Source organism: Nocardioidaceae bacterium SCSIO 66511, from assembly GCA_023100825.1.
Taxonomy (GTDB): domain Bacteria; phylum Actinomycetota; class Actinomycetes; order Propionibacteriales; family Nocardioidaceae; genus Solicola.
In genome coordinates, this window is sequence record CP095846.1 from 934,729 (window position 1) to 958,598 (window position 23,870).

14 protein-coding genes are annotated in these 23,870 nt (G+C 65.9%); 9 read left to right on the forward strand and 5 right to left on the reverse strand.

Annotated features, from left to right (window positions below; genetic code table 11):
- The first annotated feature begins 789 nt into the window (after nt 1-789).
- Nucleotides 790-4,254, forward strand: coding sequence for a DNA-directed RNA polymerase subunit beta (gene rpoB, locus MU582_04355; GenBank protein ID UPK75874.1), 3,465 nt, complete (start codon nt 790-792; stop codon nt 4,252-4,254).
- 85 nt (nt 4,255-4,339) lie between these two features.
- A complete protein-coding gene (locus tag MU582_04360) occupies nt 4,340-8,167 on the forward strand; it encodes a DNA-directed RNA polymerase subunit beta' (protein UPK75875.1) in 3,828 nt (1,275 codons plus the stop codon).
- A gap of 97 nt (nt 8,168-8,264) precedes the next feature.
- On the opposite strand, the gene MU582_04365 is transcribed toward MU582_04360, so the two are convergent.
- The gene (locus tag MU582_04365) at nt 8,265-10,148 is read right to left on the reverse strand and encodes a calcineurin-like phosphoesterase family protein (protein ID UPK75876.1); all 1,884 of its coding nucleotides are present in this window, start codon (nt 10,146-10,148) and stop codon (nt 8,265-8,267) included.
- 166 nt (nt 10,149-10,314) lie between these two features.
- Complete coding sequence (locus MU582_04370; protein ID UPK75877.1) at nt 10,315-11,385, reverse strand: acyltransferase family protein; 1,071 nt, start codon at nt 11,383-11,385, stop codon at nt 10,315-10,317.
- 107 nt (nt 11,386-11,492) lie between these two features.
- Between MU582_04370 and MU582_04375 the strand changes: the two genes are divergently transcribed.
- Nucleotides 11,493-11,942, forward strand: coding sequence for an NUDIX domain-containing protein (locus MU582_04375; protein ID UPK75878.1), 450 nt, complete (start codon nt 11,493-11,495; stop codon nt 11,940-11,942).
- Here the strand turns inward: MU582_04375 and MU582_04380 are convergent.
- Nucleotides 11,939-13,312, reverse strand: coding sequence for a hypothetical protein (locus MU582_04380; protein ID UPK75879.1), 1,374 nt, complete (start codon nt 13,310-13,312; stop codon nt 11,939-11,941). The two genes, MU582_04375 and MU582_04380, sit on opposite strands and share 4 nt — an antisense overlap.
- 269 nt (nt 13,313-13,581) lie before the next feature.
- Here MU582_04380 and MU582_04385 point away from each other — a divergent pair, with 269 nt between their 5' ends.
- From MU582_04385 to MU582_04410, 6 genes are all read left to right on the forward strand, one after another.
- The gene (locus MU582_04385; GenBank protein UPK75880.1) at nt 13,582-16,404 is read left to right on the forward strand and encodes an FAD-binding protein; all 2,823 of its coding nucleotides are present in this window, start codon (nt 13,582-13,584) and stop codon (nt 16,402-16,404) included.
- A 221-nt stretch (nt 16,405-16,625) separates the two neighbouring features.
- Nucleotides 16,626-17,000 carry a 30S ribosomal protein S12 gene (gene rpsL / locus MU582_04390; protein ID UPK75881.1) on the forward strand — a complete coding sequence of 125 codons (375 nt, stop codon included), beginning with the start codon at nt 16,626-16,628 and terminating at the stop codon, nt 16,998-17,000.
- On the forward strand, nt 17,000-17,470 hold the full coding sequence (rpsG, locus tag MU582_04395) for a 30S ribosomal protein S7 (GenBank protein UPK75882.1): 471 nt from the start codon (nt 17,000-17,002) through the stop codon (nt 17,468-17,470). Before rpsL ends, rpsG begins: the two co-directional genes overlap by 1 nt.
- 114 nt (nt 17,471-17,584) lie before the next feature.
- Nucleotides 17,585-19,642: an elongation factor G gene (fusA, locus tag MU582_04400; protein ID UPK77109.1), complete on the forward strand. Its 2,058-nt coding sequence runs from the start codon at nt 17,585-17,587 to the stop codon at nt 19,640-19,642.
- Nucleotides 19,643-19,714: 72 nt separating this feature from the next.
- Entirely contained in the window at nt 19,715-20,908 is a 1,194-nt protein-coding gene (gene tuf / locus MU582_04405) for an elongation factor Tu (protein UPK75883.1), read from the forward strand.
- A gap of 193 nt (nt 20,909-21,101) precedes the next feature.
- Nucleotides 21,102-22,055, forward strand: coding sequence for an endonuclease domain-containing protein (locus MU582_04410; GenBank protein ID UPK75884.1), 954 nt, complete (start codon nt 21,102-21,104; stop codon nt 22,053-22,055).
- Between the two features lie 231 nt (nt 22,056-22,286).
- Here the strand turns inward: MU582_04410 and MU582_04415 are convergent, their stop codons facing one another.
- Both MU582_04415 and MU582_04420 read right to left on the reverse strand, forming a co-directional pair.
- Entirely contained in the window at nt 22,287-23,198 is a 912-nt protein-coding gene (locus MU582_04415) for an META domain-containing protein (protein UPK75885.1), read from the reverse strand.
- Nucleotides 23,195-23,716 carry a SigE family RNA polymerase sigma factor gene (locus MU582_04420; protein ID UPK75886.1) on the reverse strand — a complete coding sequence of 174 codons (522 nt, stop codon included), beginning with the start codon at nt 23,714-23,716 and terminating at the stop codon, nt 23,195-23,197. The genes MU582_04415 and MU582_04420 overlap by 4 nt, the downstream gene beginning before the upstream one ends.
- Nucleotides 23,717-23,870: the final 154 nt, after the last annotated feature.

Consider the following 23,870-nt stretch of genomic DNA (forward strand, 5'->3'; position numbering starts at 1 on the left):
TCGTCGTTGCGATAGGCTCGCCCGCCCAGGCGGCGGAGCGGACACTGCACGATAAGCGTGGAGACAAGAAGCAACTCGACATCGTCGCTACCAAGTTTGTGAACGGGGGAAATCGAGCGGAGTCGCGACCCGCTTCCGCAACTCGAGCATGGGCCGTGAGGGCTACGTCATTTCACTTCTCCGCCCGACCCGCAGGCCGGTCAACTTCTACTTGGTAGTTGGCTGGGACCCTCGCAGGGTGTCACGGGCGGCGTGATGCGTCAGTCACGTGATCGCAAGCATATGAAGCTCATCACGAAACGTTGTGGTGTGAAGAAGGGTCGGAAGCACAGTCGTATCTGGATCAGCGTCGATGCTGATCGGTGCTTCGGTCGCGCCGCGGGTGCGATGCGCTTCGGAACGAGCAGCGCATCCGACGACCATGCCCCTCAGAAGCGACTCGTCACCAAACATCCGGTCAAGCGCGGCTGAGGCTGTAGGCAGAGTTCGCCGACTTCTCGGTGCTGGCGAGCGCGTTCGGCACCTAAAAGTCCGCGAACTCTGGCCAGCGGCCGCCACGAAGGCTGGCGCACGCCCAACCCGCCGGGGTACGGTGCTTGACGTGCGGTTCGCAACCGGGCATAGTCGCCGGTTGCGTTCTTGCCGTCGTGGGTCTAGACTGCTTATTTGCGCTGCCTGCATCCCGCCTTGGTCCCCTTGACTGGGGCGATGTGGCCTGCGCGGAATCCGCCGGATTCCCAAGCCGGATGAGCTTCATCGAGAACAGCGAGCCCTCGGAAGGACCCTCTCTTGGCCGCCTCGCGCACTGCCGCACCTGCTACGACCAACCCTCGCATCTCATTCGCAAAGATCAAGGAGCCCATGGAGGTTCCTGGTCTGCTCGAGATGCAGACCGACAGCTTCTCCTGGCTGATCGGAGACGACGAGTGGAAGGCTGGGGTAACAGCCGCACTCGAGTCCGGACGCACTGATGTGTCCACCAAGTCCGGTCTCGAGGAGATCTTCGAGGAGATCTCCCCGATCGAAGACTTCTCCGGCACGATGTCGTTGTCGTTCCGCGACCATCGCTTCGAGCCGCCCAAGAACTCCGTCGAGGAGTGCAAGGACCGCGACGTCACGTACGCCGCGCCCCTGTTCGTCACCGCCGAGTTCATGAACAACGAGACCGGCGAGATCAAGTCGCAGACGGTCTTCATGGGCGACTTCCCGCTGATGACCGACAAGGGCACGTTCATCATCAACGGCACCGAGCGTGTCGTCGTGTCCCAGCTCGTCCGCTCACCGGGTGTCTACTTCGAGCGCACCCCCGACAAGACCAGCGACAAGGACATCTACACCGCCAAGGTGATCCCGTCGCGCGGTGCCTGGCTGGAGTTCGAGGTCGACAAGCGTGACCTCGTCGGCGTACGCCTCGACCGCAAGCGCAAGCAGAACGTCACCGTCCTGTTGAAGGCGCTCGGCTGGACAGAAGCGCAGATCCTCGAGGAGTTCGGGCAGTACGAGTCGATCCGCGCCACCCTGGAGAAGGACCACACCGCCGGCCAGGACGACGCGCTCCTCGACATCTACCGCAAGCTGCGCCCGGGCGAGCCGCCCACGCGTGAGGCCGCGCAGACGCTGCTCGACAACTACTACTTCAACTCCAAGCGCTACGACCTCGCCAAGGTCGGCCGCTACAAGATCAACAAGAAGGTCGGCACCGCCGAGGCGTTCGACCAGCAGACGCTGACCGTCGACGACATCGTCGCCACCATCCGCTACATCGTCGCGCTGCACGCCGGCGAGACCGAGCTGGAGGCCCCGGGCGGCACCGCGTACGTCGAGGCCGACGACATCGACCACTTCGGCAACCGCCGTATCCGTACGGTCGGCGAGCTGATCCAGAACCAGCTCCGCACCGGCCTCGCCCGAATGGAGCGGGTCGTCCGCGAGCGGATGACGACTCAGGACGTCGAGGCCATCACGCCGCAGACCCTGATCAACATCCGGCCCGTCGTTGCGGCGCTGAAGGAGTTCTTCGGCACCTCGCAGCAGAGCCAGTTCATGGACCAGAACAACCCGCTCGCCGGGTTGACCCACAAGCGTCGTATGTCGGCGCTCGGCCCGGGTGGTCTGTCCCGTGAGCGCGCCGGTTACGAGGTCCGTGACGTCCACCCGTCGCACTACGGCCGCATGTGCCCGATCGAGACTCCCGAGGGTCCGAACATCGGCCTGATCGGCTCGCTCGCCACGTTCGGGCGGATCAACCCGTTCGGCTTCGTCGAGACGCCGTACCGCAAGGTCGAGAAGCGCAAGGTCACCGACCACGTCGACTACCTGACCGCGAGCGAAGAAGACCGCTTCATCATCGCGCAGGCCAACTCGCCGCTCACCGACAAGAGCACGTTCGCCGAAGAGCGCGTCCTCGTACGTGAGCGCGGCGGTGAGGCAGAGCTGGTGCCCGCCGACGAGGTCGACTACATGGACGTCTCGCCGCGCCAGATGGTCTCGGTCGGCACGGCGCTCATTCCGTTCCTCGAGCACGACGACGCCAACCGCGCGCTGATGGGCGCCAACATGCAGCGTCAGGCCGTTCCGCTCGTACGTAACGACGCCCCGCTCGTCGGCACCGGCATGGAGTACCGCGCCGCCGTCGACGCCGGCGACGTCACCGTGGCCAAGAAGCCCGGCGCCGTCACCGAGGTGTGCGCCGACTACGTCGAGGTCATGAACGACGACGGCACCAACCAGACGTACCGGCTGGCGAAGTTCCGTCGCTCCAACCAGGGCACCTGCATCAACCAGCGTCCGCTCGTCTCCGAGGGCGACCGGGTCGAGGTCGGCACGCCGCTGGCCGACGGCCCGTGCACCGACGAGGCCGAGATGGCACTGGGCACGAACCTCCTCGTTGCGTTCATGCCGTGGCAGGGCCATAACTACGAGGACGCCATCATCCTCTCCCAGCGGGTCGTACAAGACGATCTGCTCACCTCGATCCACATCGAGGAGCATGAGGTCGACGCACGCGACACCAAGCTGGGTCCGGAGGAGATCACCCGCGACATCCCGAACGTCAGCGAGGAGATGCTCGCCGACCTCGACGAGCGCGGCATCATCCGCATCGGTGCCGAGGTCGGCAACGGCGACATCCTCGTCGGCAAGGTCACCCCGAAGGGCGAGACCGAGCTGACGCCGGAGGAGCGGCTGCTCCGCGCGATCTTCGGCGAGAAGGCGCGCGAGGTACGCGACACCTCGCTCAAGGTCCCGCACGGCGAAGAGGGCACCGTCATCGGCGTCCGCGTCTTCGACCGCGAGGAGGGCGACGAGCTGCCCCCGGGCGTCAACCAGCTCGTCCGCGTGTACGTCGCCCAGAAGCGCAAGATCACCGACGGCGACAAGCTCGCCGGACGCCACGGCAACAAGGGCGTCATCTCGAAGATCCTGCCCGTCGAAGACATGCCGTTCATGCCCGACGGCACCCCCGTCGACATCGTGCTCAACCCGCTCGGTGTGCCCGGCCGGATGAACGTTGGTCAGGTTCTCGAGACGCACCTCGGTTGGGTCGCGAAGGCCGGCTGGGAGATCGATGGCAAGTCCGAGGAGTGGCAGAAGCGCTTGACGGCGATCGGCGCCGACTCCGCGCAGCCCGACAGCAACCTCGCAACGCCCGTCTTCGACGGCGCGCGTGAGGATGAGATCCAGGGCCTGCTGGGGTCGACCCGACCGAACCGTGACGGCGACCGCATGGTCGGCCCGGACGGCAAGGCGACGTTGTTCGACGGGCGCAGCGGCGAGCAGTTCCCCGACCCGGTTTCGGTCGGCTACATGTACATGCTCAAGCTGCACCACCTCGTTGACGACAAGATCCACGCCCGTTCGACCGGTCCGTACTCGATGATCACCCAGCAGCCGCTCGGTGGTAAGGCGCAGTTCGGTGGTCAGCGGTTCGGCGAGATGGAGGTGTGGGCGCTCGAGGCGTACGGTGCGGCGTTCGCGCTGCAGGAGCTGCTCACCATCAAGTCCGACGACATCCTCGGCCGCGTCAAGGTGTACGAGGCGATCGTCAAGGGCGAGAACGTTCCCGAACCAGGGATCCCCGAGTCGTTCAAGGTCCTCGTCAAGGAGATGCAGTCCCTGTGTCTCAACGTCGAGGTGCTCTCGAGCGACGGCACATCGGTTGAGCTGAGAGACGCCGAGGAAGACGTCTTCAGGGCTGCCGAAGAGCTGGGCATCGACCTTTCGCGTCGCGAGCCCAGCAGCGTCGAGGAAGTGTGAGGCCGGGGGCCCGCCGGCACTCGGTGGGCCCCGACCCCCACTCCCCACCTTTGAGTTTCACCAAGATTGAGGATGCGAAGACAACGTGCAGGACGTGAACTTCTTCGACCAACTGCAGATCGGCCTTGCGACTGCAGATGACATTCGTACCTGGTCCCACGGCGAAGTGAAGAAGCCGGAGACCATCAACTACCGCACGCTCAAGCCCGAGCGCGACGGCCTCTTCTGCGAGAAGATCTTCGGCCCGACGCGTGACTGGGAGTGCTACTGCGGTAAGTACAAGCGGGTCCGCTTCAAGGGCATCATCTGCGAGCGCTGTGGCGTCGAGGTCACCCGCTCGAAGGTACGCCGCGAGCGGATGGGCCACATCGAGCTCGCCGCGCCCGTCACCCACATCTGGTACTTCAAGGGCGTCCCGTCACGCCTCGGATACCTGCTCGACCTCGCGCCGAAGGACCTCGAAAAGGTCATCTACTTCGCCGCGTACATGATCACCCACGTCGACGAGGACGCACGTCACCGCGACCTCTCGTCGCTCGAGACCAAGATCGACGTCGAGCGCAAGGGCATGGAGTCCAAGCGCGACAACGACATCGAGCAGCGCATGGCCAAGCTCGAGGAAGACCTCGCCGCGCTCGAGGCCGAGGGTGCGAAGGCCGACCAGCGCCGCAAGGTCAAGGATGCCGCCGAGCGTGAGGCCAAGCAGATCCGTGACCGCGCCCAGCGCGAGATCGACCGCCTCGACGAGGTCTGGGATCGCTTCAAGAACCTCAAGGTCCAGGACCTCGAGGGCGACGAGATCCTCTACCGCGAGATGACGTACCGCTTCGGCAAGTACTTCGAGGGCTACATGGGCGCCGCGGCGATCCAGAAGCGCCTCGAGACGTTCGACCTGAACGCCGAGGCCGACAACCTGCGCGAGACCATCAACACCGGCAAGGGTCAGCGCAAGACGCGTGCCCTCAAGCGCCTCAAGGTCGTCTCGGCGTTCCTCGCCAACAACAACGACCCGAAGGGCATGGTGCTCGACGCCGTCCCGGTGATCCCGCCGGAGCTGCGTCCGATGGTCCAGCTCGACGGTGGCCGGTTCGCCACCTCAGACCTCAACGACCTGTACCGGCGAGTCATCAACCGCAACAACCGCCTGAAGCGGCTGCTCGATCTCGGCGCACCCGAGATCATCGTCAACAACGAGAAGCGGATGCTGCAGGAGGCCGTCGACTCGCTGTTCGACAACGGCCGCCGTGGTCGTCCGGTCACCGGACCCGGCAACCGTCCGCTGAAGTCGATCTCCGACATGCTCAAGGGCAAGCAGGGTCGATTCCGGCAGAACCTCCTCGGTAAGCGTGTCGACTACTCCGGCCGTTCGGTCATCGTCGTCGGCCCGCAGCTGAAGCTGCACCAGTGCGGTCTGCCCAAGCAGATGGCGATCGAGCTGTTCAAGCCGTTCGTGATGAAGCGCCTGGTCGACCTGAACCACGCTCAGAACATCAAGAGCGCCAAGCGGATGGTCGAGCGCGGCGTACGCGCCGAGGTCTGGGATGTCCTCGAAGAGGTCATCGCCGAGCACCCGGTGCTGCTCAACCGCGCACCGACGCTGCACCGCCTCGGCATCCAGGCGTTCGAGCCGCAGCTGATCGAGGGTAAGGCCATCCAGATCCACCCGCTCGTCTGCTCGGCCTTCAACGCCGACTTCGACGGTGACCAGATGGCCGTGCACCTGCCGCTGTCGGCAGAGGCACAGGCCGAGGCGCGGATCCTGATGCTGTCGACGAACAACATCCTGAAGCCGGCCGACGGCCGTCCCGTCACGATGCCGACGCAGGACATGATCATCGGCATCTTCTTCCTCACCTTCGCGAGGGAGAACCAGCCCGGCGAGGGCCGTGCCTTCGGGTCGATCGCCGAGGCGATCATGGCCTTCGACCGTCAGGAGATCAGTCTCCAGTCGCCACTGCGGCTGCGGCTGCGCAACGGCGTGATGCGCGAGACGACACTTGGTCGCGCGCTGTTCAACGACGCACTGCCGGAGGACTACCCGTACGTCGACTACGAGGTCGGTAAGAAGCAGCTCGGCGTGATCGTCAACGACCTCGCGGAGCGCTACTCCAAGGTCGACGTCGCGAACGCGCTCGACAACCTCAAGGACACCGGTTTCCACTGGGCGACGCGTTCCGGCGTGACGATCTCGATGGAAGACGTCATCTCACCGGCCCGCAAGCCGGAGATCCTCGCCACGTACGAGGAGCAGGACGCCAAGGTCCAGAAGCAGTTCTCCCGTGGTCTGATCACCGACGACGAGCGCCGCCAGGAGCTCATCGAGATCTGGACCCAGGCGAGCAACGAGGTCGCCGCGGAGATGGAGGGCACCTTCGACAAGGAGAACCCCATCTTCCAGATGGTGCACTCCGGTGCCCGCGGCAACATGATGCAGGTCCGTCAGATCGCCGCCATGCGCGGCCTGGTCGCCAACCCCAAGGGCGAGATCATCCCGCGGCCGATCAAGTCGAACTACCGCGAGGGCCTGTCGGTCGTCGAGTACTTCATCGCCACCCACGGTGCCCGTAAGGGCCTCGCCGACACGGCGTTGCGTACTGCCGACTCCGGCTACCTCACGCGTCGTCTCGTCGACGTCAGCCAGGACGTCATCATCCGCGAGGACGACTGCGGCACCGAGCGTGGTCTGCCGAAGGTCATCGGCCAGCGCCTCGACGACGGCCGGGTCATCGCAACGGAGAACGTCGAGACCTCGGTGTACTCGCGTACCGCCTCCGTCGACATCGTCCACCCCGAGACCGACGAGGTGCTGATCAAGGCCGGTGGCGACATCGGCGACGTGCAGATCGCCGAGCTGGTCGCGGCCGGCGTCGAGAAGATCAAGGTCCGCTCCGTGCTGACCTGCGATGCGCGTACGGGCACGTGCGCGAAGTGCTACGGCCGCTCGCTGGCGACGGGCAAGCTCGTCGACCTCGGTGAGGCCGTCGGCATCGTCGCCGCGCAGTCCATCGGTGAGCCCGGTACGCAGCTGACCATGCGTACCTTCCACACCGGTGGTGTCGCAGGTGACGACATCACGCACGGTCTTCCGCGCGTCGTCGAGCTGTTCGAGGCCCGCCAGCCCAAGGGCCGTGCGCCGATCACCGAGTCGGCCGGGCGGGTCGAGATCGACGAGACCGAGAAGGGTCGCAAGATCCTGGTCACGCCCGACGACGGCACCGATGTGCAGGAGTACCCGGTCACCAAGCGTGCCCGGTTGCTCGTCGGCGACGGTGACCACGTCGACGTTGGCCAGCAGCTCACGCACGGCACGCCCGATCCGCAGGACGTCCTGCGCATCCTGGGCGTACGCCGGGCCCAGGAGCACCTGGTCGACGAGGTCCAGGAGGTCTACCGGAGCCAGGGCGTTTCGATCCACGACAAGCACATCGAGATCATCGTGCGCCAGATGCTGCGCCGGGTCACGGTCATCGAGCAGGGCGACTCCACGCTGCTGCCCGGCGACCTGCACGATCGGGTGCGCTTCGAGGAGGAGAACCGTCGGGTCGTCTCCGAGAGCGGCTCGCCTGCCTCGGGCCGCCCGGTGCTGATGGGCATCACGAAGGCGTCGCTCGCGACCGATTCGTGGCTGTCGGCGGCGTCCTTCCAGGAGACCACCCGAGTGCTCACCGATGCCGCGATCCACGGCAAGTCGGACTCCCTGCGCGGTCTGAAGGAGAACGTCATCATCGGCAAGCTGATCCCCGCCGGCACCGGCCTCGAGCGTTACCGCAACATTCGGGTCGAGCCGACCGAGGAGGCGCGCGCAGCGGCGTACTCCGTCAGCGGGTACGAGTCGTACGACTACGACTTCGGCCAGAGCAGCGGCCAGTCCGTCGCACTGGACGACTTCGACTTCGGGTCGTACCAGAACTAACCCATCGCTGAGACGCGACTTATATCGCACTGAGACGAGAACTGCCCCAGCCGATCGGCTGGGGCAGTTCTCGTCTCAGTGCGATATAAGTCGCGTCTCAGCGCTCTTCGACGACCTTGAACACCATCGTGCGATCGAACTCCCGACCGTACGCGTCCGTCGCGGTCACCACGGCCTTGTGCGTACCGGCGTCCAGCGTCGTCGGCAGCTCGTGCCGCCACAGATGCATGGACCGGTCGGCAACGCTCCCGCCATTGACGAGTTGCTGGGCGACGGCGTGCGGATCCGACCACTGCGGACCGATGCGCTGGTCCTCGCCCTGCATCGGCTGCGTACGTACGGCCTCACCCGCGGGTTCGCCGTCGATCGTGACCTCGACCGTCGAGTCCGACGATCCCATCCAGAAGTTGGCCGTCAGCCAGCTGCCGCCTTGCAGGTCTGCGCGCGTGATGCGGCGCAGGTCGCCGAGCTCAGGTGCTTTGCCCTGCTTATCGTCGTTCCACTTCTGGCGGGCGACGTACCACTGCCGGTACGACGGGGAGTTGACGCTCAGCTGCACCTGGTAGTCGTCGGGTTTGCCGGTGACCGTGTAGCGCTCCTGGAACGAGTTGCCGTCTACGTCCAGAGTCAAGATGCCCGGCCGCCCACCGTCACGGCCGACGGCTACCGGGTAGCCCTCCGGAGTGAGCTCGCCGGAGAACCAGTCACCGGAGATCGCGCCCGCCACGAGATGCGGGAACGGCAGCCCCTCTATACCGAAGATGTCCTTCCAACCCTTGACCAGGTCTCCGGTCTTCATGTTCTCGATCGAGTGCGTATGACCGGCGACGGCAACGGCGTCACGGCCGTCGAGCAGCCGGTAGACCTCGCGTACCTGATCGACCTGGTGGATCGGGCTGCCCTCGTCGGCGAACGTCAGCAGCGGGATATGGCTTGCGATCACGACCAGCTTGTCGTCGGGAACGTTGCGCAGATCGCGCTCCAACCAGTCGAGCTGGTCTGCGCCGAGCCGTCCGTTGTACGACGGATCGTTCTTCGGGTCGTCACACTCGGGACGCTTGCCGTCGGAGTTGTCGACGTCAGGCGTGCAGGGATAGCGAACCGTGTTCAGCGCGACGACGTGCGCTTCGCCGACGTCATAGGAGAAGTACGTCGGCGCGAGCTGCTCCCGGAAGGTGTCGAAGGAGTGCTCGGCGGTGGGCGAGTCGTAGTCGAGGTCGTGGTTGCCCGGCAGGAACCGAACCGGACCGTTCAGCTGGTCGGCCAGGCCGCGTACGTCCGGGTACAGCGACAGATCGTCGCCGACGACGTCGCCGATGAACAACGCACCGCAGCTGGCGTAGTCGGTGCGCTCGGACAGGTCGGTGATGGCGCCGTCTCGCGCGTACCCGATCTCGGTCTTGTCGTACGGCTGCAGATCGCCGGCGATCACGCAGCCCTGCTCGCGATCGGCGGTCGCCTTGCTCTTGGCCAGCGGAAAGTTGACGGCGTCGGGCAAGGGCCCGGTCGGCTCGATCCCGCCGTACTTCAGCTTCGGGGAGCCGGCCGGCAGATGGGTGTAGTGGAACTGCGCGACATTCGATTCGTCGACCGGCACTTGGTAACCCGCGGGCTGGGTGATGAACACGGTCATGTTCTCGTACGCGGGCAGTTCGTACCGACCGAACCGGTCGGTCGTCGTGACGTCGCGTCCGTTGGAAACGGTGACCTCGGGAAGGCCTCGTTCGCCGCCGTCGCTACTGCTGTCACGGTCGCGGTCGACGAAGACCCGGCCCTTCAGGGTCTCGGCGGAGCGCGACTCAGAGCCGCTCTCGCGTACGACCTCGACCTGGCCACGGTACGCAGTGGCGTCCCAGTCGGCCGGCGCAGCGGCGTGGGCGGGTGGAGAGACGGATGGGCTGGTGGTCGACAGTCCGGCGACGGCGATGGCGCCGGATGCGATCAGGGCGAGGGTGGTTCGACTTCGGTGCGGAGCGGACATGAGGGGTGGCCTCCTGCTCGACGGACGGAGCGAACGCGACCGCCAACCGGTCGCTGCGGAGGTGATTCCCAGGCATGCTGAACGTTCGGCGAGGCGGGGTCGAACGGTCGATGGCCGCTCGGTGGAGCGTGCAGGAGCGCCGACTCAGCGGTGCAGGAGCGCCGACTCAGCGGGGTACTTCTCGCGTCTCAGCGGGGGAGTCGTCGCGGAAGAGCCACTTCAGCCGTGGCTCGAGGATCGGCCGGAAGCCGTCGGCTACGGCCCGCGTCATCAGCAGGTTCGCCAGCACCAGCGCCGCGATGACCGAGATGCCCATGCCGACACCACCGTGTTCGAGCAGGTAGTCGAAGGCGCCGTAGTAGGTGAGCGCGAGTACGACGAAGCCGTGCAGCAGATAGCAGTACAGGGTGCGCTGGCCCATCCGCGAGTACCACGCCCACCCGTGCGGTACGAGCGCAAGCACCGCCGCCGCGAGAAGGAACCCGATCGCGAGCAGTCCGCCGCGGTTCAGCATCCCGTCGATGGCCGAGGCGTCGAGCGGCGATTCGGAGTACGCGTCGCGCCAGTACAGCCACGACACGATCCAGTCCTTTGGCTCCAGCACGCATACGTACGCCGCGATCGCGAGGGCTGCCGCACCGCCGGCGCGTACACGCCAGTCGCGCAACCTGTCGAAATGCTCACGTCGCAGCTGCATGCCGACGACGTAGAACGGCAAGAACCCGATGATCTGCGGGATGGCCAGCACATCGCTGACCGGGGCCAGCCCGCCGATGAGCGAGATCGCGATCGCGACCGGGATCGGCCAGCGGATCGCCCGCCAGATCGGCGTCGTCAGCCGCCACACGAACAGCGCCGCGATGAACCAGGTGAGCCATTGCGGTTCGAGCACGTGCAGCTCCAGCGGCTCATCGGCCAGCCACGCCTCGTACGCCTCGAGCCCCAGCTCGACGACGAGGTACGGGACGACGAGCGCACCGACCATCCGACGGATCTGACGCGGCGTCCCTGTGTAGTGCCGACTGGTGTAGCCCGAGATCAGGATGAACACCGGCATGTGGAACAGGTAGATCCAGCGGTACGCCGCGCGCGCCTCGTCCTGGGCGAGCAAGGGGGTGAGGAAGTGCCCGATGATGACGAGCAACATGACCCAGTACCGTGCGTTGTCGAGGAACGGGTCACGCGCCGGCGACGCCTGGCGGCTGGTGGTGTCGGTCGTCGGTGCCGTAACAGTCATAGGGAAAGCGGTGGGTCCTCGATTCGCTGGTCCGGTCGTTCCCACCGTGCCAGTTATCGTTTCGTTACACAAAATCGGCGGCGTGGAGGACGGCCTAAGGTGGCCCCGTGACAGACCCCATCGAGCCCGTGCGACGCCAGCGGATCGCGGCGTACGCCCGAATCATCAGCGGCGACCAGCTGCTGCTGACCCGCATCTCACGAATCGGTCATCACGACGGATCGTGGACGCTCCCGGGTGGTGGTATAGATCACGGGGAGAACCCGCGGGACGCGCTCGTACGCGAGGTCTACGAGGAGACCGGACTCGACGCGCAGATCGGCGCACTGCTCGACGTACACGACACCCATTTCACCGGCACGGCGCCGAACGGGAGGGTGGAGGACTACCACGGCATCCACCTCGTCTTCGCTGCGACCGTGCCGGACGGCGTTCGCGCGGCGGTCACGGAGGTCGGTGGTACGACCGACGCCGTGGAGTGGGTACGACTCGACGCCGTCGGCGACCGGCCGGTGCTCCAGGTCGTTCGCTACGCGCTGGAGCTACCGAGAGGCTAGGACCCTTCGGACTTATCGTCCTTCTCGGTGTCGTCCGACTTGTCGTTGTCGTCCTTCTCGCCCTGCTGCGCCTTCTGCCGCAGGTTCGGACCCGGTGGCGAGTCGGCGTCGTCGGAGTACAGCAGCTCGATGTAGTTGCCTCGACCCGTCGCAACGGCCGTCACAGCGATAGCGGGGCCCGAGCCGTCGTTGCGCGGTGTGTACGTGATGCTGCGCTCGTTGCGGTCCTCGACCTCGTCGATCTTCGGCGTCGTCGCCACATCGGCGAACGCGCGTACGTACCGGCGGGCGATCGCCTCGGTGTCTGCGCCGTCCTTGACCGCGAGCATTGCCACCTTCGGCGTCGCGCTGCTCAAGATGACCTCGGTGTTGGGACGGATCTTCCACTTCGGCGTGAGGATCCAGTCGCCCGCCTCGGCCGGGCGCTCACGCTTCATGGTCGGCCACTTGGGCTCGTCCGGCTTGTCGGCCTCGGGATCACCGGAGCCGTCGGAGTCGGGCTCGTCGCCGTCGCTCGTCGGATCGTCGGTTTCGGGCTGGTCGCCGTCACTACTCGCATCGCGTACGCCGGCCTTATCGGGCTTGGCCGCCGACTTGTTGTCGGCCTTGCGCTTGTCGCGCTCCTTCGCGATCGCGGCCTCCTCGGCCTTACGCGCATCGAGGGCGTTCTGCGCGTCGCGCGCCTGTGCGTCGGCGCGGTCGCGCTGACCGGACTCGGCACGCGGACCGAGCTGCTCGAGCGTCAAGACCAGCACCGGCCGGAGCAGCGAGCCCGCGGCGGCGAGCTTCGCCTTCGGGTCACCGGGGTACACGGTGAGTTCGACGGCGACGTGCACATCGTCATCGGTCGTACCTCGATCGGCAAGCCGGCACCCCATGATCTGCGCGTCGTCGACGACGCAGTAGTCGCGCCAATGCTCGGCGTCGATCTCGCTCCCCTCGAGGGAGTCTGACAGCTCGCCCAACATGGCCGGAACGACCTCATTGGGGTCACCGTCGACGCGCAGCATTGCGGTGGTGAAGTCGGGCAGCGCGGGCTCGTCGGGATCGCGCGTCTCCGGATCGGCCGGATCGGCCGGGTCACCGTCGTTGGCGAAGGCATCCTCGCGTCCGTCGACGTCGTCGATGACCTCCTGTACGTCGGCACGCCGCTGGCGGATCAGCGGGCCGACCTGCACGGCGCCTTCGGGGACGTCGATGCCGAACGAGATGGGCGTACCTGAGGTCGCCTCGTGGCGTTCGACCTCATCGGGGTCGACCGCAACGTGTTTGGTGGGTGCATCCGTCGGGCCGTCGTCCGAGTCCGCCGTGCATGCCGTCGCTGTTGCGATCAGGGCAGCCGTCGCAATGCCGATGGCGACACGTCTCATGGCTACCCTTCGGTCGGGGATCGGCAGGACTCCGGCGACCGGCCACGACGCTTGCGCGAGGAGGTTCCAGGTGGCCGACGCTACACAGGTTACCGGTGCCCTCATAAGGGACGCGACACGCGATGGCGGGGTTCCCGTCACATTCGCCGAAAGCGTCGCGAAACCTCGCGCATGGCCACGCCTCGGACGGCCCGCAGAGCGCCTGTGCCCGCCCCCTAGTCTGTCCTTCGAGGCGGCTCAGCGGCGGGCTGCGAAGGAGTGGGGTGTCGATGACAGTTGTGGAGACCGCGACCGGCGACGTCGTCGCGGCACTGCGACGTAATGGGGTCGGCGATGTCGACGACTCGAGCCTGGCGCGGGCGCTGTACAGCAGCGACGCGTCCCTCTATCGCGTGACGCCCCAGGTCGTCGTACGCCCAAGAGAGATCGACGAGGTGATCGCAACGGTCACCGCCTGTGCCGAGACCGGCGTACCACTCACGGCCCGAGGCGCCGGAACGTCGATCGCCGGCAATGCGGTCGGCACCGGCGTCGTCCTCGACTTTCGCCGCCACCTCGGCGCGGTCGAGCACATCGACCCGGAGGCGCGTACGGCGCTGATCCAGCCGGGTGTCGTGCACGCGAATCTGCAGAAGGCGGCGGCGCCGCACGGCCTGCGCTTCGGGCCCGATCCGTCCACACATACGCGGTGCACGATCGGCGGCATGATCGGCAACAACGCATGCGGATCCCGCGCCCTCGGGTACGGCCGGATGGCCGACAATGTCGCCGGCCTCGACGTCGTGACGATCAAGGGCGAGCGCCTCCAGCTCGTACGCGGCGGGCGTACCGCTTCGTCGACTCTCGATGCGCTCGAGACGGTCGTCGGAGACGGGCTCTCGACCATCCGCACCGAGTTCGGACGCTTCGGCCGCCAGGTCTCGGGCTACAGCCTCGAGCATCTCCTCCCCGAGAACGACTTCGACGTCGCAACGTTCATGACCGGCACCGAGGGCACCCTCGCGATCCAGCTCGGTGCGACGGTCGACCTCGTACGCGACGCGGCGCATCGCGTACTCGTCGTGCTCGGGTATCCGTCGATGGCCGACGCCGCCGACGCGGTTCCCGCACTACTCCCGTTCGGTCCGATCGCATGTGAGGGTCTCGACTCGCGCATCGTCGACGTGGTGCGTACGCAGAAGGGCGCGCACGCCGTACCCGAGCTCCCCGACGGCAAGGGATGGCTGTTCGTTGAGCTCGCCGGTGAGGACGCGGGTGAGCTCGCAGCCCTGGCCGACAAGGTGGCACGCGCCTCGGAGTCGGTTGCCAGCCGCGCTGTTGAGGATGCCGGAGAGCGTGCGGCGCTCTGGCGAATCCGCGAGGAGGGTGCCGGTCTCGCCGCGCGTACGCTCGACCGACCTGCGCTGTCGGGCTGGGAGGACGCGGCAGTCCCGCCGGAAAAGCTCGGCGGGTACCTGCGCGAGTTCGAGTCGTTGCTCGTCGACCATGACCTGCAGGGCATTCCGTACGGCCACTTCGGCGACGGATGTGTGCACATCCGCATCGACTTCCCGATCGACGAGCCCGGCGGCACTGGTGTGTTCCGCGGGTTCCTCGAGGAGGCGGCAGATCTCGTGGCGCGCCATGGCGGCACTCTGTCGGGTGAGCACGGTGACGGCCGGGCTCGCTCGGAGCTGCTGCCGCGGATGTACTCCGCCGATGCGATCGCGATGTTCGAGCAGGTCAAGCACGTCTTCGACCCCGACGACCTGCTCAACCCCGGTGTGCTTGTACGACCCCGCGCGGTCGACGCGGACCTGCGCATCTCCGGTCGAGGTGCGGTACGTGAACGCCTCGGCCTTCGGCTCATCCACGACGACGGCGACTTCGGATCGGCCGTGCACCGGTGTACGGGAGTCGGCAAGTGCATCGCCGACTCCTCCGCGAGCGGCGGAGTGATGTGCCCTTCGTACCTCGCGACTCGTGATGAGAAGGACTCGACGCGCGGGCGGGCGCGAGTGCTGCAGGAGATGGTTGACGGGCGTACGGTCACGAAGGGCTGGAAGTCGCCCGAGGTACACGAGGCACTCGATCTCTGCCTGTCGTGCAAGGGCTGTGTGCACGACTGTCCGACCGGCATCGACATGGCGACGTACAAGGCGGAGGTGCTGCACCAGACGTACCGCAAGCGCATCCGGCCTCGCAGCCACTATCTGCTCGGTTGGCTGCCGCGTTGGGCTCGTCTGTCGGCGCCGATCGCCTGGCTTGCGAATGTGATCCTGATGACGCCGGGGCTTCGCTCGATCGCCCGGTGGGCCGCCGGCGTCGACCAGCGCAGGAGCCTGCCGACGTTCGCGACGACAACCCTGCGCAAGTGGGCGAAGCGGCGTGACGCATCGGCGCAGGGCAGACACGGTGACGTGGTGATCTGGGCCGACTCCTTCACCGACTACTTCTCGACCGATGCGGGCAAGGCGGCGGTCGACGTGCTGGAGGACGCCGGCTATTCGGTACGCGTACTCGACAAGTCCGCGTGCTGCGGTCTGACCTGGATCTCGACGGGTCAGCTCGACGCCGCGCGGCGGATGGTCGCGGGCACGGTCGCCACGCTGCACCAGGTCGTGTCCTCGGGTACGCCGGTCGTCGGTCTGGAGCCGTCCTGTCTCGCGGTGCTGCGCTCCGACGCGCTCGATCTGGTCGACGATCCGAGAGCGGCCGAGGTGGCCGAGGGCGTACTCACCCTGTCGGAGCTGCTGGAGCGTACGCCCGACTGGACCCCGCCCGATCTCTCCGGCACCGAGATCGTCGCGCAACCGCACTGCCACCATGCGTCGGTGCTGGGGTGGCGTGCCGACGCGGCGTTGCTCGAACGATCGGGTGCTTCCGTACGTCGGATGGGCGGCTGCTGCGGGCTCGCGGGCAACTTCGGCGTCGAGAAAGGGCACTACGAGGTCTCGGTCGCGGTCGCGGAGCATCAGCTGCTGCCGGCCGTACGCGAGGCCGGACCGGGTACAGTCGTCCTCGCCGACGGGTTCTCCTGTCGTACCCAGCTCGACGACCTCGCCGACGTACGCGCGATGCACCTCGCGGAGCTGCTCGCAGAGCGACGGTGACCGGCCCGGCGAGGGTCTCTGGACCCGATTTTGACCGAGATACCGCCAGCCGGTAGTCTTGTCCGATGTGCCTGGCCTTCCCAGGCCATCCAGTGTGCCAAGACGCCGTCTCCGTGCGGTAGGCATGACACGCCCGAGTGCGGGGGTCGCAGGCGAGAGCCATTCACCCCAACCAGGGCACGTGCACGACTCAGCAGCCCGCCAGAAGAAGGAAGTACGTAGTGCCCACGATCCAGCAGCTGGTCCGCAAGGGCCGTCAGGACAAGGTGGCTAAGCAGAAGACACCGGCCCTGAAGGGTTCGCCACAGCGTCGCGGCGTATGCACGCGCGTGTACACCACGACGCCGAAGAAGCCGAACTCCGCGCTGCGCAAGGTTGCACGCGTCAAGCTCTCGAGCGGCATCGAGGTCACCGCGTACATCCCCGGCGTCGGCCACAACCTCCAGGAGCACTCGATCGTGCTCGTCCGCGGCGGCCGGGTGAAGGATCTCCCCGGTGTTCGTTACAAGATCATTCGCGGTTCGCTCGACACCCAGGGTGTGAAGAACCGTAAGCAGGCTCGCAGCCACTACGGCGCGAAGAAGGAGAAGAGCTGATGCCGCGCAAGGGCCCCGCACCGAAGCGACCGATCGAGACCGATCCGGTCTACAGCAGCCCGCTGGTCACCCAGCTGGTCAACAAGGTGCTCGAGGACGGCAAGAAGCAGGTCGCTCAGCGCATTGTGTACGCAGCGCTGGAGGGCACCCGAGAGAAGACGGGCACCGACCCGGTCGTCACGCTCAAGCGCGCACTCGACAACGTGAAGCCGAGCCTCGAGGTCCGCAGCCGTCGTGTCGGCGGCGCGACGTACCAGGTCCCCGTCGAGGTCCGCGCCGGCCGCCCGACAACGCTCGCGCTGCGCTGGATCGTCAAGTACGCCAGTGAGCGTCGCGAGAAGACCATGTCCGAGCGACTGATGAACGAGCTCCTCGACGCGTCCAACGGCCTGGGCGGCAGCGTGAAGAAGCGCGAGGACACGCACAAGATGGCCGAAGCCAACAAGGCATTCGCTCACTATCGCTGGTGACGAACTCCCAGGCGCCGCTGTAGGTGTCGGGTACCGATCAATACGTAAGGGAAGAAACTCCAGGTGGCCATAGACATCACCACTGATCTGACTGTGGTGCGCAACATCGGCATCATGGCGCACATCGACGCGGGCAAGACCACGACGACCGAGCGCATCCTGTACTACACCGGTATCAACTACAAGATCGGTGAGACTCATGATGGCGCGTCGACGATGGACTGGATGGAGCAGGAGCAGGAGCGCGGCATCACGATCACGTCGGCCGCGACGACTGCCTGGTGGCACGATCACCAGATCAACATCATCGACACCCCGGGTCACGTCGACTTCACCGTCGAGGTCGAGCGCAACCTGCGCGTACTCGACGGTGCCGTTGCGGTCTTCGACGGCGTTGCCGGAGTAGAGCCGCAGAGCCAGACCGTATGGCGCCAGGCGAACAAGTACGGCGTGCCCCGGATGTGCTTCATCAACAAGATGGACCGCACCGGAGCCGACTTCTTCTACAGCGTCGGCACCATCGTCGACCGCCTCAACGCGACCCCGCTGATCATGCAGATCCCGATCGGTGCCGAGGCCGACTTCCTCGGTGTCGTCGATCTGGTCGGCATGCGCGCCCTCACCTGGCGCGGTGAGACCGCGATGGGTGAGGACTACGAGGTCGAGGAGATCCCCGCCGAGCTCGCCGACCAGGCAGCGGAGTACCGCGAGAAGCTCATCGAGACCCTCGCCGATGCCGACGACGAGATCATGGAGCTCTACCTCGAGGGCCAGGAGCCGACGCTCGACCAGCTCAAGGCCGCCATCCGTCGCGCGACGATCAGCGACAAGCTGAACCCCGTGCTGTGTGGCACCGCCTTCAAGAACAAGGGCGTACAACCCCTGCTCGACGCGGTTGTCGACTACCTGCCGTCGCCGATCGACGTCGGCGCGATCCACGGCCACGACGTCAAGGACGAAGAGGTCACCGTCGATCGTGAGCCGAAGGAGTCCGAGCCGTTCTCGGCGCTCGCCTTCAAGATCGCGTCCGATCAGCACCTCGGCAAGCTCACCTACATCCGGGTCTACTCCGGTCGACTCGATACGGGTACGCAGGTCTACAACCCGACCAAGGGCAAGCGCGAGCGCATCGGCAAGATCTACCAGATGCACTCCAACAAGCGCGAGGAGATCGCGAGTGTCGGGGCGGGTCAGATCGTCGCCGTGATGGGTCTGAAGGACACCACCACCGGCGAGACGCTGTGTGACCAGGCGAACCCGGTCGTCCTCGAGTCGATGACGTTCCCGGCGCCGGTGATCCAGGTTGCGATCGAGCCGAAGTCGAAGGCCGACCAGCAGAAGCTCGGCACCGCGATCCAGCGGCTGCACGAGGAGGACCCGACCTTCACGGTGCACACCGATGAGGAGACGGGCCAGACGATCATCGCCGGCATGGGCGAGCTGCACCTCGATGTCTTCGTCGACCGGATGCGCCGCGAGTTCAAGGTCGAGGCCAACGTCGGCAAGCCGCAGGTCGCGTACCGCGAGACGCTCAAGCGCAAGGTCGAGAAGGTCGGCTACACGCATAAGAAGCAGACCGGTGGGTCCGGCCAGTTCGCGAAGGTGCTCATCAACGTCGAGCCGACCGGTTCGGTCGTCGGCGGCGAGGGCGGCTACGAGTTCGCAAATGAGATCACCGGCGGACGTATTCCGAAGGAGTACATCCCGTCGGTCGACGAGGGGGCCCAAGAGGCAATGGAGTTCGGCATTCTTGCCGGATACCCCATGGTCGATGTCAAGGTGACGCTGACCGACGGTCAGTACCACGACGTCGACTCGTCGGAGCTCGCATTCAAGATCGCCGGTTCGATGGCGTTCAAGGAGGCGGCGCGTAAGGCTGATCCGGTGATCCTCGAGCCGATGTTCGCGGTCGAGGTCACCACTCCCGAGTCCTACCTCGGGGATGTCATCGGCGATATCAACTCGCGCCGGGGACAGGTTCAGCAGATGAGCGAACGGCACGGAGACCGGGTGGTCGATGCGCTGGTTCCGCTGTCTGAAATGTTCGGGTACGTCGGCGATCTGAGGTCGAAGACCTCGGGTCAGGCGTCGTACTCGATGGAGTTCGACTCATACGCCGAGGTTCCCAGGAACGTCGCGGAAGAGATCATCAAGAAGGCCCGGGGCGAGTGATCGTCGACCTGTAATAGGGTCGGCGCGCGCTCAACCGCACGGCGTAAGACATTCAATCGAGGAGGAGCCCCAGTGGCTAAGGCGAAGTTCGAGCGGACTAAGCCGCACATGAACATCGGCACCATCGGTCACATCGACCACGGCAAGACCACTCTTACCGCGGCGATCACCCAGGTGCTTCACAAGAAGTACCCGGAACTCAACGAGGCTTCGGCCTTCGACATGATCGACAAGGCGCCGGAAGAGAAGCAGCGCGGCATCACGATCTCGATCGCCCACGTCGAGTACCAGACCGAGAACCGGCACTACGCGCACGTCGACTGCCCCGGGCACGCCGACTACGTGAAGAACATGATCACCGGTGCGGCGCAGATGGACGGTGCGATCCTCGTCGTCGCGGCGACCGACGGTCCGATGCCGCAGACGCGTGAGCACGTGCTGCTGGCTCGCCAGGTCGGCGTTCCGGCGATGGTCGTTGCGCTGAACAAGTGCGACATGGTCGACGATGAGGAGATCCTGGAGCTCGTCGAGCTCGAGGTCCGCGAGCTGCTCTCGGAGCAGGAGTTCGACGGTGACAACGTCCCCGTCGTGAAGGTCGCGGCGTACCCGGCGCTGAACGGCGACGAGAAGTGGTCGGAGGCCATCCTCGAGCTGATGAACGCCGTCGACTCCTACATCCCGGAGCCGGAGCGCGAGACCGAGAAGCCGTTCCTGATGCCGGTCGAGGATGTCTTCACGATCACCGGTCGCGGCACGGTCGTCACCGGTCGTATCGAGCGCGGCATCATCAAGGTCAACGAGACCGTCGACCTCGTCGGCATCCGTGACGACAAGCAGACCACGACCGTCACCGGTATCGAGATGTTCCGCAAGCTCCTCGACGAGGGCCAGGCGGGCGAGAACGTCGGTCTGCTCCTGCGCGGTACGAAGCGCGAGGACGTTGAGCGCGGCATGGTCGTGATCAAGCCGGGTTCGACCACTCCGCACACGGACTTCGAGGGCCAGGTCTACATCCTCGCCAAGGATGAGGGCGGGCGTCACACGCCGTTCTTCAACAACTACCGGCCGCAGTTCTACTTCCGTACGACCGACGTCACCGGTGTCGTCACGCTGCCCGAGGGCACGGAGATGGTCATGCCGGGCGACAACACGTCGATGGCAGTTGAGCTGATCCAGCCGATCGCCATGGAGGAGGGCCTGCGCTTCGCAATCCGCGAAGGCGGCCGTACCGTCGGCGCCGGCCGGGTCACCAAGATCAACAAGTGATCTAGCCGAACAACGAAGGGCCCCGATCCGCACTGCGGATCGGGGCCTTTTCGCATCTCCACCTCCCGCCGAGGTACGGAGTCGTTCCCATGGCGTACGCCTCATGGGAACGAATCCGTACCTCGGCGGGAGATTCCGAAAATTGGGCTGTGGATAACGCAAAGTACAAGCCCGATCTGCGCAACGCTTGGGCATGCCTGGAGCCCGTGCAATCCCGACCGAACTCAAGAGTGGAATCGTCACCGAATGGGACGCCAAAGCCTATGGACTGAGTACGAAGGTCTTGCGCCGGGCCGGATTCAGGCAGCTACATCGCAGCATCTACATCTGGCCCGAGGTCGAAGTCACGCCACAGCTGCAATACGACGCAGCCCAACTCACGATGGCGTGGACGGCGTTGGCATCGCATCAAACTGCGGCACAGCTGCACGGTCTGCCCGTACCCGATCCGAGTGTGCCGCACTTCTGGTTTCCCGAACGAGACAAGGGCATTGATACCTCCGGCCTACGGGCGCACTGGTTCAAGACCGGCGAGGTGCCGAGGTACCGGATGATCGACGGTCGCCGCGTCACCTCCATCGGCAAGACCTTCATCGACCTGGCGACGGAACTCTGCTTGTTCGATCTCGTTGCGTTCGCCGATGCGGCGATCAAACGGCCCGAGGTGACGATTGACGAGTTGCGTGAACTCTCCCTCGAACGTGGCCGTCGCCACATCCGTAAAGCGCGCCAGGCCGTAGACCTGGTTCGGCCTAGAGTCGACTCTCCGCCGGAAACACACCTTCGACTACTCCTTCACTTCGCAGGGCTTCCTGAGCCGAAGACCGGCACTGCGGGACTCGACGCGGAGGGGGAGTGGATAGCGACTCCGGACCTGAGCTTTCCGGAGGTCCGGCTGGCGATCGAGTACGACGGTGAGCACCATCTGCGGCAGAGGAAGCAGTGGACTCGCGACGTCGACCGAAACGCCGAGTACGTCGAGAACGGATGGACGGTCGTCGTCGTGATCGCCGACCATCTGTACCGACGGCCGCAGCTGATCCTCGATCGGATTCACGGCCATCTGCGTCGGCTGGGACATCCGAGTACGCCGCGCGTACTCGCCGGCGAGTGGGAGCGGTACCTGAACGAGGTGCGCCTGCAATAACCCCACCAGTCCCGCCGAGGTACGGATTCGTTCCCATGAGACGCGCGCCATGGGAACGAATCCGTACCTCGGCGGGCTGGTGGGAGGGAATCCGTACTTCGGCGGGAACTTTTGGGTACGTAGGTGGGTCTGACGAATAGCGAAAGCCCACCGCTCCGGAGGGAAAGAGGGAGCGGTGGGCCTTCACGGGCCCCTACACCGGAGTGGGTGGCGCAGGGGTGGTTGGGCGGATCAGTTGGCCGTGTAGATGAGTGCACCGCCGTCGGTCTGGATCCGTAGCTGACTGCCTTCGATGTCGTAACCGATCGGACCCGCGAGTACTTCCCGCACGGCACGGTCGAGTTTCGGATCGGCGCATGCGTTCGTCCCCGATGACGCGGCCTCGTCGCCGGTGACCGTCATCGATCCATCGGAGACGTCGACGCCGGTCGTACGCTCGGCGCAGCCGGTCGACATGGTGAGCTCATCGGACTCATAGGACAGCGTCGCCTTGGCGCCGTGCGGGGCGCTCGAGACGACGTCGCCGTCGACGATCGAATCGAGCTTCCAGTTCGTACCCTCCAGCGGCTTGTCGGCGACGGGCTTGGCGGACAGCGCCACTTCGCTCTTGCCGTTGTCGAGCGTCAGCCGATCGCCGTCGACGGCCACCTTCGGCCCGGAGCCGAGGAAGGACTCCATCCACGCATCGGCCTTACCGAGGCCGGGGCAGAAGCCCATCGTCGCGCCCATCGGCGAGGAGACGAGCACGTCGTCGCTCATGTCGTAGTCGCCGGAGAACGTATTGCAACCCGCGGATGCGGAGTACGAGCCCTGGTGGAAGTCGATCTCGACGTCGACGCCCTTGGGCAGGCCGCGAGAGGCATCCTGGTCGAGGGTGTACGTATTGCCGGCGACCGATGCCGGCTCGGGCAGCGCGGCGGCGAACTCCACCTCGGAACCCGAGCCCGCGGAGCCGGCGTCGGACCATGGCGAGGTGACACCGAGGCCGACCGCACCGGCGACGACCGCGGCGCCCGCGATCGGAGTCGCGACCTGGGTGCGTACGCGGCGCCGATGAGCCCGGGCGAGGACCTGTGTCACGTCACCCGCGGGTTCGACGGCGTCGCCTACCTGGCGGTAGAGATCCTTCAGCTGTGTGTTCATTCGGCTACCTCGACTGATTCGGCGGTGAGCAGATGCGGTGCGGTTTCGCGGAGCTTGGCAAGCGCCGCGTGCGACTGACTCTTGACGGTGCCCGTTGAGCACCCGAGGAGGCGAGCCGTCTCGGCCTCCGAAAGGTCTTCGTAATAGCGGAAGTACAGCGTCGCGCGCTGCCGCGCGGTCAGCGTCTGCAGCGCCCGCCCGAGTACGGACTTCGCGACGACGGCTGACTCGATGTCGTGCGCGGAGTGGACCTCCGGGACCTCGTCAGTTGCATACTCCGTGATCTTCTGTCGACGACGCCAACGCGAGCGCACGAGGTTGAGCATGACCTGACGCACGTACGCATCGGGATTCCCGTTCGGGTGTATCCGATGCCATTTGGCCGCGGTCTTCACCATCGCCTCTTGAAGTAGGTCTTCGGCTGCGTTGTCGTCACCGGTCAGGAAGAAGGCGGTGCGCGACAGATCGGAACGGCGCGCCGCGAAGAACTCGCGGAACCCGTCGTAGCGATCTGACATGTCACTGTCTCCCTCCTGCTGACTCACCCCTTAGTACGCACGAGTGCGGCGAATGGTTGGCCGTTTCCGATATCGGTTGAGGGCTCTTTCGCAGACACCGCCATCGCGGGCGTACGAAGGCCCGACAACTCGGCCGAACGCGGCCGCAGAAGCT

Bases quoted from the DNA above. Each gene is read 5' to 3' on its own strand.
- MU582_04365 (UPK75876.1), bottom strand. From the start codon at position 10,148: ATGTCCGCTCCGCACCGAAGTCGAACCACCCTCGCCCTGATCGCATCC.
- MU582_04370 (UPK75877.1), bottom strand. From the start codon at position 11,385: ATGACTGTTACGGCACCGACGACCGACACCACCAGCCGCCAGGCGTCG.
- MU582_04380 (UPK75879.1), bottom strand. From the start codon at position 13,312: ATGAGACGTGTCGCCATCGGCATTGCGACGGCTGCCCTGATCGCAACA.
- MU582_04385 (UPK75880.1), top strand. From the start codon at position 13,582: ATGACAGTTGTGGAGACCGCGACCGGCGACGTCGTCGCGGCACTGCGA.
- rpsG (UPK75882.1), top strand. From the start codon at position 17,000: ATGCCGCGCAAGGGCCCCGCACCGAAGCGACCGATCGAGACCGATCCG.
- fusA (UPK77109.1), top strand. From the start codon at position 17,585: ATGGCGCACATCGACGCGGGCAAGACCACGACGACCGAGCGCATCCTG.
- MU582_04410 (UPK75884.1), top strand. From the start codon at position 21,102: ATGCCTGGAGCCCGTGCAATCCCGACCGAACTCAAGAGTGGAATCGTC.
- MU582_04415 (UPK75885.1), bottom strand. From the start codon at position 23,198: ATGAACACACAGCTGAAGGATCTCTACCGCCAGGTAGGCGACGCCGTC.
- MU582_04420 (UPK75886.1), bottom strand. From the start codon at position 23,716: ATGTCAGATCGCTACGACGGGTTCCGCGAGTTCTTCGCGGCGCGCCGT.